Origin of the sequence: Methylobacterium dankookense (genome assembly GCF_902141855.1) — a bacterium.
Taxonomy (GTDB): domain Bacteria; phylum Pseudomonadota; class Alphaproteobacteria; order Rhizobiales; family Beijerinckiaceae; genus Methylobacterium; species Methylobacterium dankookense.
This window is the reverse complement of sequence record NZ_CABFVH010000001.1, coordinates 364,385-382,417: the sequence shown is the minus strand read 5'-3', so window position 1 is coordinate 382,417 and position 18,033 is coordinate 364,385. Positions and strand designations below refer to the sequence as shown.

20 protein-coding genes and 1 tRNA gene are annotated in these 18,033 nt (G+C 69.4%); 9 read left to right on the top strand and 12 right to left on the bottom strand.

The window, feature by feature from the left end:
- Positions 1-83: 83 nt before the first annotated feature.
- From MTDSW087_RS01925 to hemB, 4 genes are all read right to left on the bottom strand, one after another.
- Positions 84-830, bottom strand: coding sequence for an arginyltransferase (locus tag MTDSW087_RS01925; RefSeq protein ID WP_144759345.1), 747 nt, complete (start codon positions 828-830; stop codon positions 84-86).
- 167 nt (positions 831-997) lie between these two features.
- Positions 998-1,486: an RDD family protein gene (locus MTDSW087_RS01920; protein ID WP_144759342.1), complete on the bottom strand. Its 489-nt coding sequence runs from the start codon at positions 1,484-1,486 to the stop codon at positions 998-1,000.
- A gap of 112 nt (positions 1,487-1,598) precedes the next feature.
- On the bottom strand, positions 1,599-1,973 hold the full coding sequence (locus MTDSW087_RS01915) for a hypothetical protein (RefSeq protein ID WP_144759339.1): 375 nt from the start codon (positions 1,971-1,973) through the stop codon (positions 1,599-1,601).
- Positions 1,970-3,025 carry a porphobilinogen synthase gene (gene hemB, locus MTDSW087_RS01910; RefSeq protein ID WP_144759336.1) on the bottom strand — a complete coding sequence of 352 codons (1,056 nt, stop codon included), beginning with the start codon at positions 3,023-3,025 and terminating at the stop codon, positions 1,970-1,972. The genes MTDSW087_RS01915 and hemB overlap by 4 nt, the downstream gene beginning before the upstream one ends.
- Before the next feature lie 270 nt (positions 3,026-3,295).
- Here hemB and MTDSW087_RS01905 point away from each other — a divergent pair, with 270 nt between their 5' ends.
- Complete coding sequence (locus MTDSW087_RS01905; RefSeq protein WP_238179098.1) at positions 3,296-3,706, top strand: DUF6163 family protein; 411 nt, start codon at positions 3,296-3,298, stop codon at positions 3,704-3,706.
- A 160-nt stretch (positions 3,707-3,866) separates the two neighbouring features.
- Entirely contained in the window at positions 3,867-4,379 is a 513-nt protein-coding gene (gene ldtR, locus MTDSW087_RS01900; protein WP_144759333.1) for a transcriptional regulator LdtR, read from the top strand.
- Between the two features lie 147 nt (positions 4,380-4,526).
- Here ldtR and pqqA (MTDSW087_RS01895) read toward each other — a convergent pair whose 3' ends face one another.
- A complete protein-coding gene (gene pqqA / locus MTDSW087_RS01895) occupies positions 4,527-4,616 on the bottom strand; it encodes a pyrroloquinoline quinone precursor peptide PqqA (protein WP_109951178.1) in 90 nt (29 codons plus the stop codon).
- 64 nt (positions 4,617-4,680) lie between these two features.
- A complete protein-coding gene (pqqA, locus tag MTDSW087_RS01890; protein ID WP_018042171.1) occupies positions 4,681-4,770 on the bottom strand; it encodes a pyrroloquinoline quinone precursor peptide PqqA in 90 nt (29 codons plus the stop codon).
- A 407-nt stretch (positions 4,771-5,177) separates the two neighbouring features.
- On the opposite strand from pqqA (MTDSW087_RS01890), the gene mgtE reads away from it, so the two are divergent.
- On the top strand, positions 5,178-6,548 hold the full coding sequence (gene mgtE, locus MTDSW087_RS01885) for a magnesium transporter (RefSeq protein ID WP_144759330.1): 1,371 nt from the start codon (positions 5,178-5,180) through the stop codon (positions 6,546-6,548).
- Between the two features lie 215 nt (positions 6,549-6,763).
- On the opposite strand, the gene MTDSW087_RS01880 is transcribed toward mgtE, so the two are convergent.
- The 4 genes from MTDSW087_RS01880 to MTDSW087_RS01865 form a co-directional block, all read right to left on the bottom strand.
- Positions 6,764-7,042, bottom strand: a complete 279-nt coding sequence (locus tag MTDSW087_RS01880) for a hypothetical protein (RefSeq protein WP_144759327.1) — start codon at positions 7,040-7,042, stop codon at positions 6,764-6,766.
- Between the two features lie 159 nt (positions 7,043-7,201).
- Positions 7,202-7,288 (bottom strand) — tRNA-Leu (locus MTDSW087_RS01875).
- Between the two features lie 46 nt (positions 7,289-7,334).
- On the bottom strand, positions 7,335-8,516 hold the full coding sequence (locus MTDSW087_RS01870) for an FAD-dependent monooxygenase (protein ID WP_144759324.1): 1,182 nt from the start codon (positions 8,514-8,516) through the stop codon (positions 7,335-7,337).
- A gap of 19 nt (positions 8,517-8,535) precedes the next feature.
- The gene (locus MTDSW087_RS01865) at positions 8,536-8,793 is read right to left on the bottom strand and encodes a zinc-finger domain-containing protein (protein WP_142581110.1); all 258 of its coding nucleotides are present in this window, start codon (positions 8,791-8,793) and stop codon (positions 8,536-8,538) included.
- Between the two features lie 194 nt (positions 8,794-8,987).
- On the opposite strand from MTDSW087_RS01865, the gene map reads away from it, so the two are divergent.
- The 6 genes from map to MTDSW087_RS01835 all read left to right on the top strand — a co-directional run bounded on the left by map (position 8,988) and on the right by MTDSW087_RS01835 (position 14,852).
- Positions 8,988-9,821: a type I methionyl aminopeptidase gene (gene map / locus MTDSW087_RS01860; RefSeq protein WP_144759321.1), complete on the top strand. Its 834-nt coding sequence runs from the start codon at positions 8,988-8,990 to the stop codon at positions 9,819-9,821.
- Position 9,822: 1 nt separating this feature from the next.
- Positions 9,823-10,557: a RadC family protein gene (radC, locus tag MTDSW087_RS01855; protein ID WP_144759318.1), complete on the top strand. Its 735-nt coding sequence runs from the start codon at positions 9,823-9,825 to the stop codon at positions 10,555-10,557.
- Between the two features lie 92 nt (positions 10,558-10,649).
- Positions 10,650-12,089, top strand: a complete 1,440-nt coding sequence (locus tag MTDSW087_RS01850) for a circularly permuted type 2 ATP-grasp protein (RefSeq protein ID WP_144759315.1) — start codon at positions 10,650-10,652, stop codon at positions 12,087-12,089.
- A 73-nt stretch (positions 12,090-12,162) separates the two neighbouring features.
- Entirely contained in the window at positions 12,163-13,107 is a 945-nt protein-coding gene (locus tag MTDSW087_RS01845) for an alpha-E domain-containing protein (protein WP_144759312.1), read from the top strand.
- Positions 13,108-13,210: 103 nt separating this feature from the next.
- A complete protein-coding gene (locus tag MTDSW087_RS01840) occupies positions 13,211-14,038 on the top strand; it encodes a transglutaminase family protein (RefSeq protein WP_144759309.1) in 828 nt (275 codons plus the stop codon).
- A gap of 58 nt (positions 14,039-14,096) precedes the next feature.
- Positions 14,097-14,852: a proteasome-type protease gene (locus tag MTDSW087_RS01835; protein WP_144759306.1), complete on the top strand. Its 756-nt coding sequence runs from the start codon at positions 14,097-14,099 to the stop codon at positions 14,850-14,852.
- Positions 14,853-14,949: 97 nt separating this feature from the next.
- On the opposite strand, the gene MTDSW087_RS01830 is transcribed toward MTDSW087_RS01835, so the two are convergent.
- Together MTDSW087_RS01830 and MTDSW087_RS01825 are read right to left on the bottom strand one after the other, a co-directional pair.
- The gene (locus MTDSW087_RS01830; RefSeq protein ID WP_144759303.1) at positions 14,950-15,564 is read right to left on the bottom strand and encodes a GNAT family N-acetyltransferase; all 615 of its coding nucleotides are present in this window, start codon (positions 15,562-15,564) and stop codon (positions 14,950-14,952) included.
- On the bottom strand, positions 15,564-17,909 hold the full coding sequence (locus tag MTDSW087_RS01825) for an Orn/Lys/Arg family decarboxylase (RefSeq protein WP_144759300.1): 2,346 nt from the start codon (positions 17,907-17,909) through the stop codon (positions 15,564-15,566). The genes MTDSW087_RS01830 and MTDSW087_RS01825 overlap by 1 nt, the downstream gene beginning before the upstream one ends.
- Between the last annotated feature and the right edge of the window lie 124 nt (positions 17,910-18,033).

Below are 18,033 nucleotides of genomic sequence, written 5' to 3'. Positions count from 1 at the left end.
GGGCGAGGGCACCACAATCCGAAGGGGAGGAGCCTCTGCGGCCAGAATATGAAGGCCTCCGCTTCGGCACCGCACGACCAGTGTCAGGGCACGCGCACCCAGCCCTGGCCCATCAGTCGCTGCTGCGGCCGGAACTTCGCCTTGTAGTCCATCTTGCGCGAGCCCTCGACCCAGTAGCCGAGATACAGGTACGGCAGGCCCAGCGTCCTCGCCCGGCGGATATGGTCGAGGATCATGAAGGTCCCGAGCGAGCGCGTCTGCGCGTCGGGATCGTAGAACGAGTAGACCATCGACAGACCGTCCGCGAGCACGTCGGTCAGGCAGAAGGCGACAGGCTCGCCGATGCCGCGCCCGTGGATCGCGGTGTCGGGGCCGCGGCGGCGATAGGCCACGAGGTGGGTGTCCACGTGGCTGTCCTCGATCATCATGGCGTAGTCGAGCACGGTCATGTCGACCATGCCGCCGTCGCCGTGGCGGGCATCGAGGTAGCGGCGGAACAGGGCGTATTGCTCGGAGGCCGGCCGGTTCGGCTCGGCGGTGCCGACGAGGTCTTCGTTGCGGGCGACGATGCGGCGCTGGCTCGCCGAGGGCTCGAACTCGTCCACCACCACCCGCACCGAGACGCAGGCCCGGCAGGTCTCGCAGGCCGGACGGTAGGCGATGGTCTGCGAGCGGCGGAAGCCGCCCTGGGTCAGGATCTCGTTGAGGTCGCGGGCACGCCGCCCGACGAGGTGTGTGAAGACCTTCCGTTCCTCCTGGCCCGGCAGGTAGGGACAGGGGGAGGGGGCCGTGAGATAGAATTGCGGGGTGTCGCGCGGGTGGCTCGTCACGCTCGTCGGTCGCCTCAGCCGGCTCAGCGGAACCGGGCTAAGCTTCGAGTGTAGCGCCGCGGCGGCGCCGCTCAATGGGGCGGACGAGCGTCGCGGCAAACATTTTTCGGAACAACCCCTGGTTTAATCCCTGCAGTGACCAAGGGCAGCCGTCCGGCGGGCGCCTCTCAGGTCGCGCGCACCACGGCGAGGCCGAGCAGCAGGTCGTGGCCGAGGCGCCGATCGCTGCGCATCAGCCCGAACAGCATGTCGACGAACCAGAGCAGGAAGGTCGAGAGCGCCACGTAGAACAGGAGCGCGTGCACGGCGGCCGTTATCATATCGACGGGGCGCCCGCTCTCCGGGGCGACCACGCGCAGGCCCATCATGCGCATGCCGAGCGTGCTCTGGCGGTGCCCGCCGACCGTGATCGCGCTGTAGAGGATGCCGCTCGCCGGCAGCACCGCGAACAGGGTCCAGCCGAGCCCGAAGGTGACGATGCCGATGAAGGCGATCGCCAGCCAGAGCAGAACCGAGAAGCCGAAGATGAACATGATGTCGAGCAGGTAGGCCAGGAAGCGGCCGCCGAGGCTCCCGCGCGCCAGCGGCACGGGCACGGGCGGCAGGTAGCCGGGCGCGTCGAAACGCTCGGCGTAACCGGGACGGGGGCTCTGCATGGGACCGCTCCTCGTGCGGCGAAGGTCGTCGCCCACAAGGTGGGGAGGGCTGCGCGCCGGCTCAAGATGGTGCCCGGAGGCCGTTCGAGAAGCCTATCGCCCGGCGCGCCCCTCAATGCGCGCCCGGGTCGGCCTCCGCCGCGTCGGGCGTGTCGAGGTAGAAGCGCTTGAGCATGTAGAGCGAGGCGCCGGTCAGGTTCGTGCGGTCGGTGGTGACGCCGACGAGTTCGGTGCCCATTCCGAAGCGGCACAGGGCCCAGTGCTGGCGGCGGCCGGCGAGATAGTCCACGCGAACCGTGTCGGAGGCGGAGCCCGTGCCGACGCGCAGGAGGCGGACGGGCGTCTCCGTTTCGGCGATGGCGGGGATCGCGCGGCGGCAGATCGCGGCGCGCTGGCGCTGCACCGTGTTCTCGCAGGCGGCCAGCCCGCCGAAGAATCCGACGAGCGCGCCCCCGGTCACCACCCAGCGGCGGGCGTTCCGGCTCACGCGCCGGCGCGCAGATGCTCGGCCACGCGGGGAGCGTAATAGGTCAGCACGCCGTCGGCGCCGGCCCGCTTGAAGGCCAGCAGGCTCTCCAGCATCGCCCGCTCGCCGTCGAGCCAACCGTTGCGGGCAGCCCCCTCCAGCATCGCGTACTCGCCGGACACCTGGTAGGCGAAGGTCGGCACGCCGAACGCGTCCTTCACCCGGCGGATGATGTCGAGATAGGGCATGCCCGGCTTCACCATCACGGAATCGGCGCCCTCGGCGAGGTCGAGGGCGACCTCGCGCAGGGCCTCGTCGGAATTGCCGGGATCCATCTGGTAAGTGCGCTTGTCGCCGACCAGCGCCGCCTTGGTGCCGATGGCGTCGCGGAACGGCCCGTAGAAGGCGCTCGCATACTTGGCCGCGTAGGCCATGATCTGGACGTCGCGGAAGCCCGCCCTGTCGAGCCCGGTGCGGATTGCGCCGACGCGCCCGTCCATCATGTCGGAGGGGGCGATGATGTCGGTGCCGGCCTCGGCCTGGATCAGGCTCTGCTCCACGAGGAGGGCCACGGTCTCGTCGTTGAGGATCGCCCCGTCCTGCAGCAGCCCGTCATGGCCGTGGCTGGTATAGGGGTCGAGGGCGACGTCGGTCATCACGCCGATCTCGGGTACGGCCCGCTTCACGGCGCGCACCGCGCGGCAGACGAGGTTGTCGCGGTTGAGCGCCTCCGACCCGGTGGGGTCGCGCAGGTCCGCCTCGGTATAGGGAAAGAAGGAGACGGCCGGGATGCCGAGGCGGGCGGCCTTCTCGGCCTCGCGCACCACCTCGTCCACGCTCAGGCGCTCGACGCCCGGCATCGAGGCGATCGGCTCGCGGCGGCGCTCGCCCTCGATCACGAAGAGCGGCCAGATCAGGTCGTCGACGGTGAGCGTGTGCTCGCGCATCAGCCGGCGGGACCAAGCCGACTTGCGGTTGCGGCGCGGGCGCTGCGTGATGGAGAGGCCTTCGCAGGCCGTGGCGCGGGCCGCCTCGACGGCGAGCGGGCGGGGCTCGGGCGTATCGGAGGGCATCAGCTCAGGATCACCGGACGCGTTGAAAGGCCGGGGCCTAGCACATCCACCGCCGATGGGCGACGCCCGCTGTGCCGCGGTTGACGCGACCCAGCCCGGCGGCATCTAACCGGCCGGCATGGAAGGAGATCGCGTGAGCCAGCAGCATCCGGGACGGGACGGGATCCGCTTCGAGCGGCGCGGGGCGCCGGGCCTCGTCGTCGCCGGGGGCTTGCGCGCCGGGCCGGTTCTCTCGTGAAGGGCCGCCGCGAAGCGATGCGGGATGCAGGCATGACGAGCGATCGCATCGAGCGGAACCAGCAGGCCTCGAAGACCAACTGGGATACCGCCCTGATCTGGCTGATGCGCCTTACAGCGCTCGCGTGGCTCGCCAAGAGCATCCTATCCTGGATGACGATCCTCGATGCGCTGCCGGGCGCGCGGCCCTTCGAGAGCGAACCCCTCGGGCGGCAGGCGGCGCTCGTCTACTTCGCGGTGATCGACGCCACCGCCGCGGTCGGCCTCTGGCTCACCAGCGCCTGGGGTGGCGTGCTCTGGCTGCTCGCGGTGACCTCGGCGGTGACGCTGGCGCTCCTGGTTCCGCAGCTCGTGCCGACCCAGATGCCGATCATCGCGGCAGAGGTGAGTATTGTGCTGATTTACTTCTTGTTGTCCTGGTTTGCGGCGCGCGAGCTGCGGTAAACAGAAGGTTGTCGTCTTCGCTTCAGTTTGCATTTACCGACAGAGGTAAATCGCGAATTCATCCTGTCGCTTAAAACGCTTTTCATTCCCGCCCCGTAGCTTGGCCTCATAAGCGGCGCCGACAACGGTGACCGACACGAAGAATCAGGCGAGGCACACGATGAAGTCCCAGGCCACGAAGGTCGTACAGGCCAGCACCGCTCCCGAGGCCGCCCCGATCGCGACCCCCTATCTCGAGGCGCTCCACCTCGTGGAGCGGCTGCACCGCCGCCTTCTCGACGTGATCAAGGACGAGTTCGAGCGCCGAGGCCGCGAGGACGTCAACAGCGTCCAGGCGCTGCTGCTCTACAACATCGGCGACAAGGAGCTGACCGCGAGCGAGCTGCGCACCAAGGGCTACTATCTCGGATCGAACGTCTCCTACAACGTCAAGAAGCTCGTCGAGGCGGGCTACCTCCACCACGCCCGCTCGAAGACCGACCGCCGCTCGGTGCGGATCAGCCTCACCGACAAGGGCCGCGAGGTGCACCACATCATCCAGGGCCTCTACGACAAGCATGCCCGCACGATCGCCCCGATCGGCGGCATCTCGGAGGACGATTTCGGCCGCCTCAACCAGGCGCTGAGCCGCCTGGAGCGTTTCTGGACCGACCAGATCCGCTACCGCCTCTGAGTCGGGCGCCAATCGGAACGCGAGAGGGCCGGACCGTTGCCGAGCGGTCCGGCCCTCTCGCGTTGAGGCGGATGGACAAGCACACAAAACAAAGGCGCCGCCTCTTGCGAAGCGGCGCCAGGGCAGGTCGCGGAAGCGACTGTCGGCTCAGTTGAAGGTGTCGATCTCAGCCGACTCGTAGCTGGTGACTTCCATGCCGACGCAGACTTCCTGGACGATCGGGGCGGACCACTTCATGGCGTTTCTCCTGAATTGACGTGAAGATGAAGGAAAGCTCAGAGGGCCTTGCGACCGCACCCGCTCAGTTGAAGGTGTCGATCTCAGCCGACTCGTAGCTGGTGACTTCCATGCCGACGCAGACTTCCTGAACGATCGGGGCAGACCAGGTCATGGCGTTTCTCCTCTGTCGATAGGGAAAAGATAGGCGATGCGTTGGGCGCAATACAAGCGGGCCCTAGACTTATATTTCTCACAGAAGCCCGGGGATGCGTCCCAACGCGGGCTTCGGAGCCGAATCGCCTGCGAGATCAACGATATGGTGCCGGAGGTCGCGGATTTCAACGCTCGTCCTGCGCGCTTCCGCTTGACGGCTCCGGCGCCGAGGCGCAACGGGTCCGGCGCCGGCCGAGGCCGGTGATTCCCGAACCCATTCCAGCGATGCCGAGCGACGGACCCGACCGACCGATTCTGCCGAGACCCGAGACGCGCCCGCCCGCCTGAGATCCTCGCGCGGGGACGCCGCGCGCCCGGGCTCGGCCGGACGCGCGGAGCCGTTGCCTCGAAGCCGAGGCGAGGCCGATGAACGAGAGCGCCCCCTTCGACACCCGGGTCGACCCTTCCGTGCTCGCCGCGCGCCTGTCGGACGAGCGTGCGCCCGACATCGTGGAAGCCCTCAACGAGGAGGCCCCCGAGGTCGCCGCCGCGATCCTGCTCGGCCTGCCGCACGACCGCGCGGTCGAGGTGCTCGACCAGCCCGAGCTCGACTGCGCCGCCGACATCATCGAGATGCTGCCGCGCGACCGCGTCGCCGGCTACCTCTCGGGCATGTCGGCCGACCGGGTCACCGACATCTTCCGCGAGATCGAGGAGCCGGGCCGCTCGGACCTGCGCGCTCGCCTCGACGCCGAGACCCGCGGCGCCGTCGACCGCCTCATCGGATACGGCGAGGAGACGGTGGGCTCGCTGATGACCACGGAGTTCGTCACCGTACCGGCGAGCTGGACCGTGGCGCAGACCCTCGACCACGTCCGGCAGGTGGAGAAGACCCGCGAGACCATCTACGCGATCTTCGTGCTCGATCCGCGCACGCGGGCGTTGACCAAGGCGGTGCCGCTGCGCCGGCTGATCTCGGGGAATTCGGACGACAACGTCCTCTCGGTGGCGCCCGGGCGGCGTCCGCTCGCCGTCTCGCCCACCGCGAGCCGCGAGGAGGCGGCGCGGCTCATCTCGAAATACGACCTGCTGGCGCTGCCCGTCATCGACGCGGTCGGCCACGTGATCGGCATCGTCACCGTCGACGACATGATCGACGCGATGGTGGAGAAGCAGACGCAGGACGTGCAGCGCTTCGGCGGCATGGAGGCGCTGCCGGAGCCCTATATGGACATCGGCTTCCTCACGATGATCCGCAAGCGCGCGGGCTGGCTCTGCGCCCTGTTCCTCTCCGAGATGCTGACCGCCTCGGCCATGCAGGGCTTCGAGGGCGAGTTGGAGAAGGCGATCGTCCTGACCCTGTTCATCCCGCTCATCATGAGTTCGGGGGGCAATTCCGGCTCCCAGGCGACCTCGCTGCTGATCCGCGCGCTCGCGCTGCAGCAGATCCGCCTGCGCGACTGGTGGAAGGTAGCTTTGCGCGAGCTGCCCACCGGCATCGTGCTCGGCTCGATCCTCGGGCTGATCGCGGTGGCGCGCATCGCGATCTGGCAGGAGGCGGGGCTCTACGATTACGGCACGCACTGGCCGCTGGTCGCGGCGACTGTCGGGGCGGCCCTCGTCGGCATCGTCACCTTCGGCTCGCTCGCGGGCTCGATGCTGCCCTTCCTGCTCCAGCGCGTCGGCTTCGATCCGGCGACCGCCTCGGCCCCCTTCGTGGCGACGCTCGTCGATGTCACCGGTCTGGTGATCTACTTCTCGGTCGCCCTGCTGATCCTGCGAGGCACGCTGCTTTAGCGGGCGGGCCGGCCCCGCTGTGGGGCCTGCCTGTTTCGGCGGCAGAATGTCGAGGGGCTGAGCAGATGGGCGCCGCGGCGCGCTATGCGCCGCTGCCGACCCGGCTCCCTCGCGGGCCGGCTGCCGAAGGATAAGGCAATTGTCCTTGCCCACCGCCTGGAGAGCTGTCGGTCGGGGATCGTGCCGGCGGAAGGACGTACCGGGATGGGCCCGCGCTACTTGCGCGAGGCCATCAGGTCGTGGGTCAGGACGGTCAGCTTACCGATCAGGCCGGTGATGTCGGTGTGCTTGCACGACCACTGCGTGCCGACAGCCTCGCCGTCGGTGGAAACGGTGACCACCGCGACCGAGCGCAGCTTGCCCTCGCGCGCCAGGGCGAGCTGATCTTGAAGCACCTCGATGACCGAAGCGATGGTCTCGTCGGGCTCCGCTGAGACCCGGGTCGGAAAGGCGACGATTGCCGCGTTCTCGGATGACCGATGACGCTCACTCACTGTTCGGCTCCGTGCTGTGACAAGGCTCGGGCGACGGGTGCCAAGTCATTGTGCGGGCAGTGTGGCCGGGGGCGCCACATATGTGCACCGCGCACGCTTTCGGGCCGGCTGTTGCGGGACGGCAACGCGAGGGCGGCCTGCCGGATGGTCCGGAGACGATGGTGCGGACGGCGGGACTCGAACCCGCACGGCCTTGCGGCCGCAAGATTTTAAGTCTCGTGCGTCTACCGGTTCCGCCACGTCCGCGCGGCCCGAGCGGTAGCGGGGCCGGCACACGAGATCAAGCGGCTGGTCAGGCCGCCTCGTCGGTCCAGCCGTAGAGCCAGCCGTAGCGGTCGCGCATCCGGTCCGGGCCGAGACGGCGCATCACGAGGTCGCGGGCGAAGCCCGTGAGCGCGCCGGCATGGTAGCTGCGGCCGTTGGCGCGGGCCGCGCGCTGCACCCGGCGCGCGCGGCCGGCCCGCAGCACCGCGTAACGGTCGAGGGCCTGCGGCACGGGCGCCTCCGCGAGGCAGCGGGCGAGGACCGCGGCATCTTCGATGGCCAGCGCGGCGCCCTGCGCGAGGAAGGGCAGAACCGGATGGGCGGCATCGCCCAGCAGCGCCACGCGACCGCGGGCGATGGGGCTGGCCACCGACCGCTCGGCGAGCGACCAGACGAGCCAGGAATCGGGCAGCGCGAGCAGGGTGCGCATGGCGGGCGCCGCATCGCGGAAATGGGCGCGCAGCACCGCCGGCTCGCCGAGTCGGCCCCAATCCTCGTCGCCCTGACGCTCGGGGACGATCGCCACCACGTTGAGGTCGCGGCCTCCGCGGATCGGGTAGTGCACCACGTGCCGGCCCGGGCCGAGCCAGAGGCCGGTGCGCTCGCCCGCGATCACTTCCGGCAGCCCGTCGCGCGGCACGATTGCCCGCCAAGCCGCCATCCGGCCCTGGCGCAGCGTGGCGCCGTCGAGATGGCCGCGCAGGCGCGAGCGCAGGCCGTCCGCGCCGATGGCGAGATCGGCGTCGACCGTCTCGTCGCGCGCCTCGCCCGCGCAGGTCAGGCGCACGCCATCCGCGGTCTCGGCGAGGCCCGTGACGTCGCGGCCGACCATGAGGCGGATGTTCGGCCGCGCCCGCACCGCGTCGAGGAGCAGGGTCTGCAGGTCGGCCCGGTGGATGACGTAGTAGGGCGCGCCGTAGCGGGCGCGCGCCGCCTGTCCGAGCGCCACGGCACCGATCTCGCGGCCCGCGCGCAGGTCGCGCACGCAGACGCCCGGCGGCTCGGTCGCGGCGCGGCGCAGGGCCGCCGAGAGGCCAAGCGTACCAAGCACCCGGCTGGCGTTCGGCGAGAGCTGGAGGCCGGCGCCGACCTCGCTGAACGCGGTGCGGCGCTCGATCACGCGGACCACGTGCCCGGCATCGTGCAGGGCGAGAGCCGCCGTTAGGCCGCCGATCCCGGCGCCGACGATGGCGATGTCGAGGGCGGCCACTGCGGGGCGCGGCCCCGCCCTACTCCGCCGCCGCCCGGGCGCTGTCCTCCCACAGGCAGGCGGCCGGATCGGATTCCGTCGCCTTCAGCCCGGGGCGGTAGCGGTAGAGCGTCGAACAGTACTGGCAGATGATCTCGTTGTCGGCGCCCATGTCGAGGAAGACGTGCGGGTGGTCGAACGGGGGTTTCGCCCCGATGCACATGAATTCCCGCGCGCCGACATGGATGACTGGCACGCCCAGGTCGTTGTGGAAGTGCGGAACCGCCTTGTCAGCCATCCTGGCGCCCTGCTCCTCGCGGGGGCGGCGCCTGTCGCGCGCCCCGATCCCGATCGTGTGCCGCTTATGCCGCCAGCCTCGCGCCCGGCGCAAGCCTCGTCGCTGTGGGACGAGGGCTGCGCGCTCGATGCGCGCTTGGCGCGCCGGTTCCCGCGCCGTACATAGGCGGCGGACGCCTTTCAGATCAGCTCTTCATGACTCAGCACGATGAAGCCAGCGCGCAGGGTGCGCGCCGCGCGCCGGAACCGCCGATCCACGGCCCTGAGGGGTTCGACGGCATGCGCAGGGCCGGGCGGCTCACCGCCGAGGCGCTCGACCTCCTGATGGAGGCGACGCAGCCCGGCGTGACCACCGAGGCGCTCGACCGGCTCGCCTACGAGTTCGCGATGGACCACGGCGCCTACCCGGCCTCGCTGCTCTACCGGGGCTATCCGAAGTCGATCTGCACTTCGATCAACCACGTGGTCTGCCACGGCATCCCGAACGACAAGCCGCTGCGCGAGGGCGACATCGTCAACCTCGACATCTGCCTGATCCTCGACGGGTGGCACGGCGATTCGAGCCGCATGGCCTTCGTCGGCGAGGTGCCGCGGAAAGCGGCGCGCCTCTGCGAGATCACCTACGAGGCCCTGATGCGGGGCGTGGCCGCGGTGAAGCCGGGCGGCTCGACCAACGATATCGGCCGGGCGATTCAGGCCTTCGCGGAGGCCGAGCGCTGCTCCGTGGTGCGCGACTTCTGCGGCCACGGGCTCGGCCGCACCTACCACGACGCGCCGACCATCCTGCACTACGTCGAGGCGAGCTACGACGTGCCCCTGAAGCCGGGGCAGTTCTTCACCATCGAGCCGATGATCAATCTCGGCCGGCCCGCGGTGAAGGTGCTCTCCGATGGATGGACCGCGGTGACCCGCGACCGCTCGCTCTCGGCCCAGTTCGAGCACACGGTGGCCGTGACCGAGACCGGCGTCGAGATCTTCACGGTCTCACCCAAAGGCCTGCACCAGCCCGTCAATCCCGCCGGCGCCTAACATGGGCCGCCGGCCGCGCGACGCCGTGGAGCCTGGGCTCGCGGAAGCCGCGCAGGAGCCCCCCGAGCCGCATTATCACGGCCACCGCGAGCGCCTGCGCGCCCGGTTCGCGCAAGCCGGCGCCGACGCGCTCGCCGATTACGAGCTTCTGGAGCTCGTGCTCTTCCGGGCGATCCCGCGGCGGGACGTGAAGCCGCTCGCCAAGGCGCTGGTGAGCCGCTTCGGCAGCTTCGCCGAGGTGCTCGCCGCCGAGCCCGCCCGCCTCTCCGAGGTCGAGGGCGTGAGCGCGGGCGTGATCGCCGACCTCAAGCTGATCGAGGCGGCCGGCCGGCGGCTCGCGCGCGGCGCCATCCTGGAGCGCCCGCTCCTGTCCTCATGGTCGGCCGTGCTCGACTATTGCCGCGCCACCATGGCCTTCTGCACGCGCGAGGAGTTCCGCATCCTCTTCCTCGACAAGCGCAACCACCTGATCGCCGACGAGGTGCAGGGCCGCGGCACCGTGGACCACACGCCGGTCTATCCCCGCGAGGTGGCGCGCCGGGCGTTGGAGCTCTCGGCCACCGCGATCATCCTCGCCCACAACCATCCCTCGGGCGACCCGGCCCCCTCGGCGGCCGATGTGCGCATGACGCGCGACGTGATCTCGGTGCTCGAACCCCTTGGAATCGTCGTCCACGACCACATCATCCTCGGCCGGGGGGGACATGCCAGCCTCAAAGGCCTGAAACTGATCTGAGGCTGTCTCGGGCCCGCCCGGGGCTGGAGCCCGCGCCGGCTTGGCATGGCGCGCCTCTTGCCTCTAGCGTGGGGTATCTGGGAGGCACCTGAATGGCGGTCGTGGCGTTCGATGAGATGACCGGGCTGGACGGCCCGGCGGTGAGCGCCGCCGAGGTCCGGGAGGCCTACGGCCAGCTCAGGGCCTGGCTGGACGCGACGCCGTCCGAGCACTTCAACACCCGGCGCAGCCAGGCGGAACTGCTGTTCCGGCGCATCGGCATCACCTTCGCGGTCTACGGCGACAACGAATCGACCGAGCGGCTGATTCCCTTCGACATCATCCCGCGGGTGCTCACCAAGCCGGAATGGAGCTTCCTGGAGCGCGGGCTGAAGCAGCGCGTCACCGCGATCAACGCCTTTCTCAAGGACGTGTACGGCCCGCAGGAATGCATCAAGGCCGGCATCATCCCCGCCGACCTCGTCTACCGGAACGCGCATTACCGCATGGAGATGCGGGGCTTCCGCGTGCCGCACGACCTCTACGTCCACATCGCCGGGATCGACATCGTCCGTACCGGCGAGAGCGACTTCTTCGTGCTGGAGGACAACGCGCGCATCCCGTCCGGCGTGTCCTACATGCTGGAGAACCGGGAGGTGATGCTGCGTCTCTTCCCGGACCTGTTCTCGCGCCACCGCGTGGCTCCGGTGGAGAACTATCCGGACGCGCTGCTCGCGACCCTGCGCAGCCTCGCTCCGACGACCGCGACGCGCGACCCCACCGTCGTGCTGCTGACCCCGGGCCGCTACAACTCGGCCTTCTACGAGCACTCCTTCCTCGCGGACAAGCTCGGCGTCGAGCTGGTGGAGGCGTCCGACCTCTTCACCAAGGACGACGTCGTCTACATGCGCACCACCGAGGGGCCGCGCCGGGTCGACGTGATCTATCGCCGCCTCGACGACGACTTCCTCGACCCGCTGGTCTTCCGGCCGGATTCGGTGCTCGGCGTGCCCGGCATCATGAACGCCTACGAGCGCGGGACCGTGACGCTCGCAAACGCCGTCGGCACCGGCGTCGCCGACGACAAGGCGGTCTACAGCTACATGCCGGAGATCGTGAAGTTCTTCACCGGCGAGGAGCCGATCCTGCACAACGTGCCGACCTGGCGCTGCCGCGAGAAGGACGCCTTCGCCTACGTGATGGACAACCTGAAGGACCTCGTCGTGAAGGAGGTCAACGGCTCGGGCGGCTACGGCATGCTGGTGGGGCCGCACGCCACCAAGCGCGAGATCGACGAGTTCGGGCGGCGCCTGCGCCACGCGCCCGACGGCTTCATCGCCCAGCCGACTCTGTCGCTCTCGACCTGCCCGACCTTCGTCGCTTCGGGGGTCGCGCCCCGCCACGTCGATCTGCGGCCCTTCGTGCTCTGCGGCGCGGACGAGATCCGCATCGTGCCGGGCGGCCTCACCCGCGTCGCCCTGAAGGAGGGCTCGCTCGTGGTGAATTCCAGCCAGGGCGGCGGCACCAAGGACACCTGGGTGCTCGACGCCTGACGCGCCGCGCGACCCGAGCCCCATCCTTCAACGCGGTCCCGGCCCGGCCCGGGATCAACCCAGCGAAGTACCCATGCTGTCCAGGACCGCCGACAACCTCTACTGGCTCTCGCGCTACGTCGAGCGCGCCGAGTTCGTGGCGCGCATCCTCGACGCCGCGCACCGCCTCGCCTCGCTGCCGACGAGCTACGGCGGCGGCGAGACCAACGAATGGGCCTCCGCGCTCGCCTCCGCCGGCGACCCGGAGGCGTTCAAGACCCATTACGACGGGGTCAACAGCCACACGGTCTGCGACTTCCTCGCCTTCAGCCCCAACAACCCGTCCTCGATCCGCACCTGCATCGAGACGGCGCGCGAGAACGCCCGCGCCGTGCGCACGGCGCTGACCACGGAGATGTGGGACGCCATCAACGGCGCTTGGCTGGAACTGCGCTCCTACGAGGGCCGCGACCTGACGCGCGACGAGTTCTCGCGCTTCCTCGACTGGGTGAAGGGCATCTCACTGACCTTCGATGGCTCGGCCTACCGCACGATGCTCCGGAACGATGCCTACTGGTTCACGCGGCTGGGCACGGCTCTGGAGAGGGCCGACAACACCGCCCGCATCCTCGACGTGAAGTACCAGATCCTGCTGCCGGCCAGCGAGAAGGTCGGCGGCAGCCTCGACTACTTCCAGTGGACCACGATCCTGCGCGAGGTCTCGGCCTTCACCGCCTATCACTGGGTCTACCGCGAGAGCATCAAGCCGCTGCTGGTCGCCGACCTCCTGATCCTCAACCGGCAGATGCCGCGCTCCTTCGCGAGCTGCTACGGCATGCTCGTGGAGCATCTCGACCTGATCGCCGACGCCTATGGCCGCCGCGGCCCGAGCCAGCGGCTCGCCAGCAACATGCTGGCGAAGCTCGAGGGCGACAACATCGACCGCATCTTCACCTCGGGCCTGCATGAGTTCGTCACCGGCTTCATCAGCGACAGCAATCGGGTCGGTGCGGCGATCGCCGAGCAGTATCTGGTCTGACCGATGATCGGGCCGGGTGGCGCCGGGGCACTTGTCGCAGGCCGCCGTTCCGCGCCAAACCGGCGTCCCGTCCGGCGCGGAGCACTCTGGGATAGACACGCGCATGCGCATCTGTGTGGTCCACGAGACCCTCTACACCTACGAGCAGCCGGCACGCGGCCTGATCCAGGTCCTGCGCCTGACGCCCCGCGACCATGACGGGCAATATGTCCGCCGCTGGCGCATCGACACCTCCGTCGACGGGCGCCTCACCGAGCGTGAGGACGGGTTCGGCAACGTCGTGCACTGGTTCACGCCGGACGAGCCGGCCGATTCCCTGACCATCCGCGTGGCCGGCGAGGTCGACACTTTCGAGACCCACGGCATCGTGCGCGGGGCCGTCGAGCGCCTGCCGGACCTGTTCTACCTGCGCGACAGCGATTTCTGCACGGCGGATGCCGAGATCCAGGCCTTCGCCGACGCGGTGGCCGCGGCGGGCGAGCGGACCGAGTTGCCGATGCTGCACCGGCTGCTCGCCGCCGTGCACGAGAAGGTCGCCTTCGTGCGCGCGCCCGCCGGGCAGGCTGTGCCCGCACCCAAGGCCTTCGCGGCCGGGACCGGCAATTGCCAGGACGTCGCCCACGTCTTCATCGCCGCGGCGCGTCACCTGCAGATCCCGGCGCGCTACGTCTCGGGCTACCGCAAGCGGGAGGACGAGGCAGAGGACGGTGAGACGCCGCACGGCTGGGCCGAGGCGCTGGTGCCCGATCTCGGCTGGGTCGCCTTCGATCCGGCCCACGGCGACGGCACCTCGGAGAACTACGTCCGCGTGGCCAGCGGCCTCGACTATCTCGGGGCGGCCCCGATCCGCGGCAGCCGCACCGGCGGCGGCACGGAGACCCTGGACGTGCGCCTCAAGGTGGAGCAATCCCAGGCCTCCAGGCAATCCTGATTCCCATTCCAAGAGCCCGCGGCCCGAAGGCCTGCCGGCGGGCGGGGGCGTTCGTTCGATGACATACTGCGTCGGCCTGCTCGTCGAGGACGGGCTCGTGATGGTCGCCGATACCCGCACCAATGCGGGGCTCGACGACATCTCGACCTACCGCAAGCTTCATCATTTCAGCGTGCCCAGCGAGCGGGTGATGCTGCTGGCCTCGGCCGGCAACCTCTCGATCACGCAATCCGTGCTGAGCCTGCTCTCGGAAGGGGTGCCTGGCGAGGAGGACGAGCCGGCGCAGAAGCTGATTGAGGCGCCGACCATGTTCCAGGCGGCGCAACTCATCGGCCGGGCGATCCGCCGGGTGCGGTCGATCGAGCAGGCCGGGTTCGACGCGGCGCAGATCCGCTTCTCGATCTCGCTGCTCTTCGGCGGCCAGATCGGCACGGAACCGATGAAGCTCTACCTGATCTACTCGGCCGGCAACTTCATCGAGTGCTCGACCGACGCGCCCTTCCTGCAGATCGGCGAGCACAAATACGGCAAGCCGATCCTCGACCGTGCGGTGAAGTTCGAGACCGACCTCTACGACGCGCTCAAGATCGGCCTCGTCTCGATGGATTCGACCATGCGCTCGAATCTCGGCGTCGGCCTGCCGATCGACATCGCTGTGGCCCGCCGCACTGCCCTCGACCTTGAGGTCAATCACCGGATCGAGGCGGGCGAGACCTATTTCCACGACCTGCGCGAGCGCTGGTCAGCGGCCCTGCGCGCCGCCCACCGGGCAATCCCGCGGCCGCCCTACGGTCCTCCGGCGCCGACGAAGTAGACGCTGGAATGCGGCGCGTTCGGGACGCGTCGCATGGACGAGCAGGCCCGAATGGCAGGCAGGGCCGGCCCTCAGAGGTAATCGGCCGGCTCCTGCTTCACTCCTGTCCCCAATCGTGCCCGGCGATCAACTCCTCGACCGGGCGGCTCCAGGTGGCCGGCTGGGTCTCGGAGCCGAGCCCGAGCGGGCACTGGACCATGACGCTGTCGCTCCAGCGCCCGAATTTGTAGCCGACTGATGGGAGGCGGCCGACTTGGACGAAGCCACACGCCTCGTGGAGTCGCAGCGAGGCCTCGTTCTTAGCGTCGATGTATCCGATCATCTGCCTGTAGCCGCCTGCGGCGCAGGCCTCGATGAGCGCGGGAAGCAGGCGCCGGCCGATGCCGGCATGCAGGTGCCCGGGATGCACGTAGATCGAGTGCTTGAGCGTGTAGCGATAGGCCGGGCGCTTGCGGAAGGGCACGGCGTAGGCATAGCCCGCGACCTCGCCGTTCCGCTCGGCCACGAGGTGCGGCAGGCGCTTCTTGCGCATGGTCTTGCGCCGCCGCTTGAGGTCGTCGGGCAGGAGGCGCTCCTCCTCGAAATCGCCCGTGTCGCCGACGCCCCGGCGGATATGGTGCTCGTAGATCCCGATCATCGCGGAGACGTCCGCGTCCGAGGAGGGGCGGATGACGATGCCGGGATTGCCGATCACCGGGGCGTCGGCCTCCATCAGCGGCCCTCGCGCAGGACGTAGGTGTAGAAGCGGATCCGCCCGTCCGGCTCGTGCTGCCGGTACACGCCCTGGATCTCGGCCTCGAAGCCGGGGAACAGGTTCGCGGCCGCCTCGAACATCTTGAAATAGTCCAGCATGGGCTTGGCGCGCTCGTCGATCCGCTCGCCGGGCAGCACCGTGCCGATCCCGGGCGGGTAGACCAGAAGCAAGGTCGTCGCCACACGGCCCTCGGCCTCCGCGATCGGCACGAAGTCCACGTGGTTGCGCGTCAGCATCTGCGATGCGTCCTTGGGCGGCATCACCATCTCGGGCAGGTGTTCGGGGGCGAACTGCTTGCGCTGGAGGGCGGAGGTGTTCGCCTCCCGGTGGAAGGCGTGATAGTCGGCGCAGAGGTCGCGCAGGCGCACGCCCGCATAGCGGTTCGGCCGGCGGCGGACGAATTCCGGCATGGCCTCCTCCAGCGGCGCGTTGTCGTCGTGGAGCCGCTTGAAGGCGACGAGGCCGGAGATCAGCGTGCCGGCCTTCGACGATTCGACGCCCGGCGTCAGCAGGAAGAGCAGCGAGTTCAGGTCGTTCTTCTCGGCCACGATCCGGTTCTCGCGCAGGTACTGCGCGACGATCGGCGCGGGCACGCCGTGCTCGGCATATTCGCCGGTATGCCGGTCGAAGCCGGGGGTGAGCACGGTGAGCTTGTTCGGGTCGGTGATGGCGTAGCCCGGCGCCACATGCGTGAAGCCGTGCCAGCGCGCGCCGGGCCTCAGCTCCCAGTGGCGCGGATTCGCGGCGAGCTCGTCGGTCGGCACGCTCTCCCAGGGCACCTCCGCGCCCTCGGCGGTCGTGGTCACGTCCGGCACGAAGGGATCGAAGAACCAGCGCTTCAGCGGATCGCGCTCGTTCTCCTCGAACTCCTTGCGGATGGCGCGGGCCTTCTTGCGCCACTCGATGCCGAGCCGGATCGTGTCGTCCCACAGGACCATGCCGGAGCGGCCCTTCATCATCTGGGCGCCGACGTCCAGCGAGGCGAAGAGCGGGTAGAAGGGCGAGGTCGAGGCGTGGACGAGGAAGCTCTCGTTGAGGCGCCGGTGCTCGACGCGCCGCGTCTGGCCGCGGATATGCCCGTCCTTGGTGTGGATCTGCGAGGCCTGGCTGAAGCTCGCGAGCTGCTTGTGGGTCGACTGCGTGGCGATGATGCCGGGCGAGGTCTCGTCGAGCCCGGTCAGGCCCATGGCGAAGCGGCGCTGGAACAGCGGGTGGAACTTCATGAAGCCCGCCCAGGCCTCGTCGAACAGGATGTAGTCGCAGAGGTGGCCGATCCGCTCCAGGATCTCCTGGGCGTCGTAGATCGTGCCGTCATAGGTGCATTGCTCGATCACCGCGACGCGGAAGGGGCGCTCCTTGCGCCACGCATCCCGGTCCTTCACCAGCGGGTTGGCCCGGATCTTCTCGCGGATCCGCGTCTCGTCCAGGGCCTCGTGATAGATCGGCCCGATCAGGCCGTAGGCGTTCCGGTCGGTCTCGAGGAAGATCGGGATGCCGCCGCCGAGGAAGAGCGCGCCGTGATGCGCCGCCTTGTGGTTGTTGCGGTCGAACAGGACGAGGTCGCCCTCGGCCACCAGCGAGGACAGGACGATCTTGTTCGAGGCCGAGGTGCCGTTGAGGACGAAGTAGGTCTTCTCCGCGCCGAAGATCTGCGCCGCCTCCTTCTGCGCCTTGAGGGCCGGCCCTTCGTGGGTGAGCAGGTCGCCGAGGTCGAGGACGGAGTTGTCGAGGTCGTCGCGGAAGATCGCCTCGCCGAGATGCTCGACGAAGATGCGCCCGATCGGCGAGCGGTTGTAGAAGATGCCGCCGTTATGGCCGGGGCAGGTCCAGAGCTGGTTGCCCTTCTCGGCATAGTCCACGAGCGCGCCGAAGAAAGGCGTCTTCAAGGTCTCGGCATACTGGGTCACGCGGGAGACCAGGCCGCGGGCAATGAATTCCGGCGTCTCCTCGGCGAGGAAGATGTAGCCGTCGATGAAGTCGAGCAGCTCGACGGGGATGTCTTCCAGCCGCTTGCGGCGGACCATGATGACGATCGGCATCTCCAGGCCGCGCTTGCGCATCATGTCGATGAGCGCGGCGGCCTTGCCGTCGAGGCCGCGCTTGCCCCAATCCACCACGAGGCAGCCCACCGCCGCATCGGTCTGCACGGCGATCGCCGCGTCCTCGACGCGCCGCGCCCGAACCACCTCGAAGCCCCGTTCCTCGACGGCCGCGACGATCTGGTTGACGCGCGCGCCCTCCAGATCGTCCGGGTCGAAGGCCGGCGTGCACATCAGCACGGTGAAGCGGCGGTGGAAGTCCATGACGGCTCCTGTCTCGTGGTCGCCCCAGGCTTTTAGGCGCGACTGTGACGCTCGGATGACAGGAACTGGCGTGCAATGGAACTGGCGACAGAGGGGCCGGCCAGGGCGTGGACTCGCTGGGCTG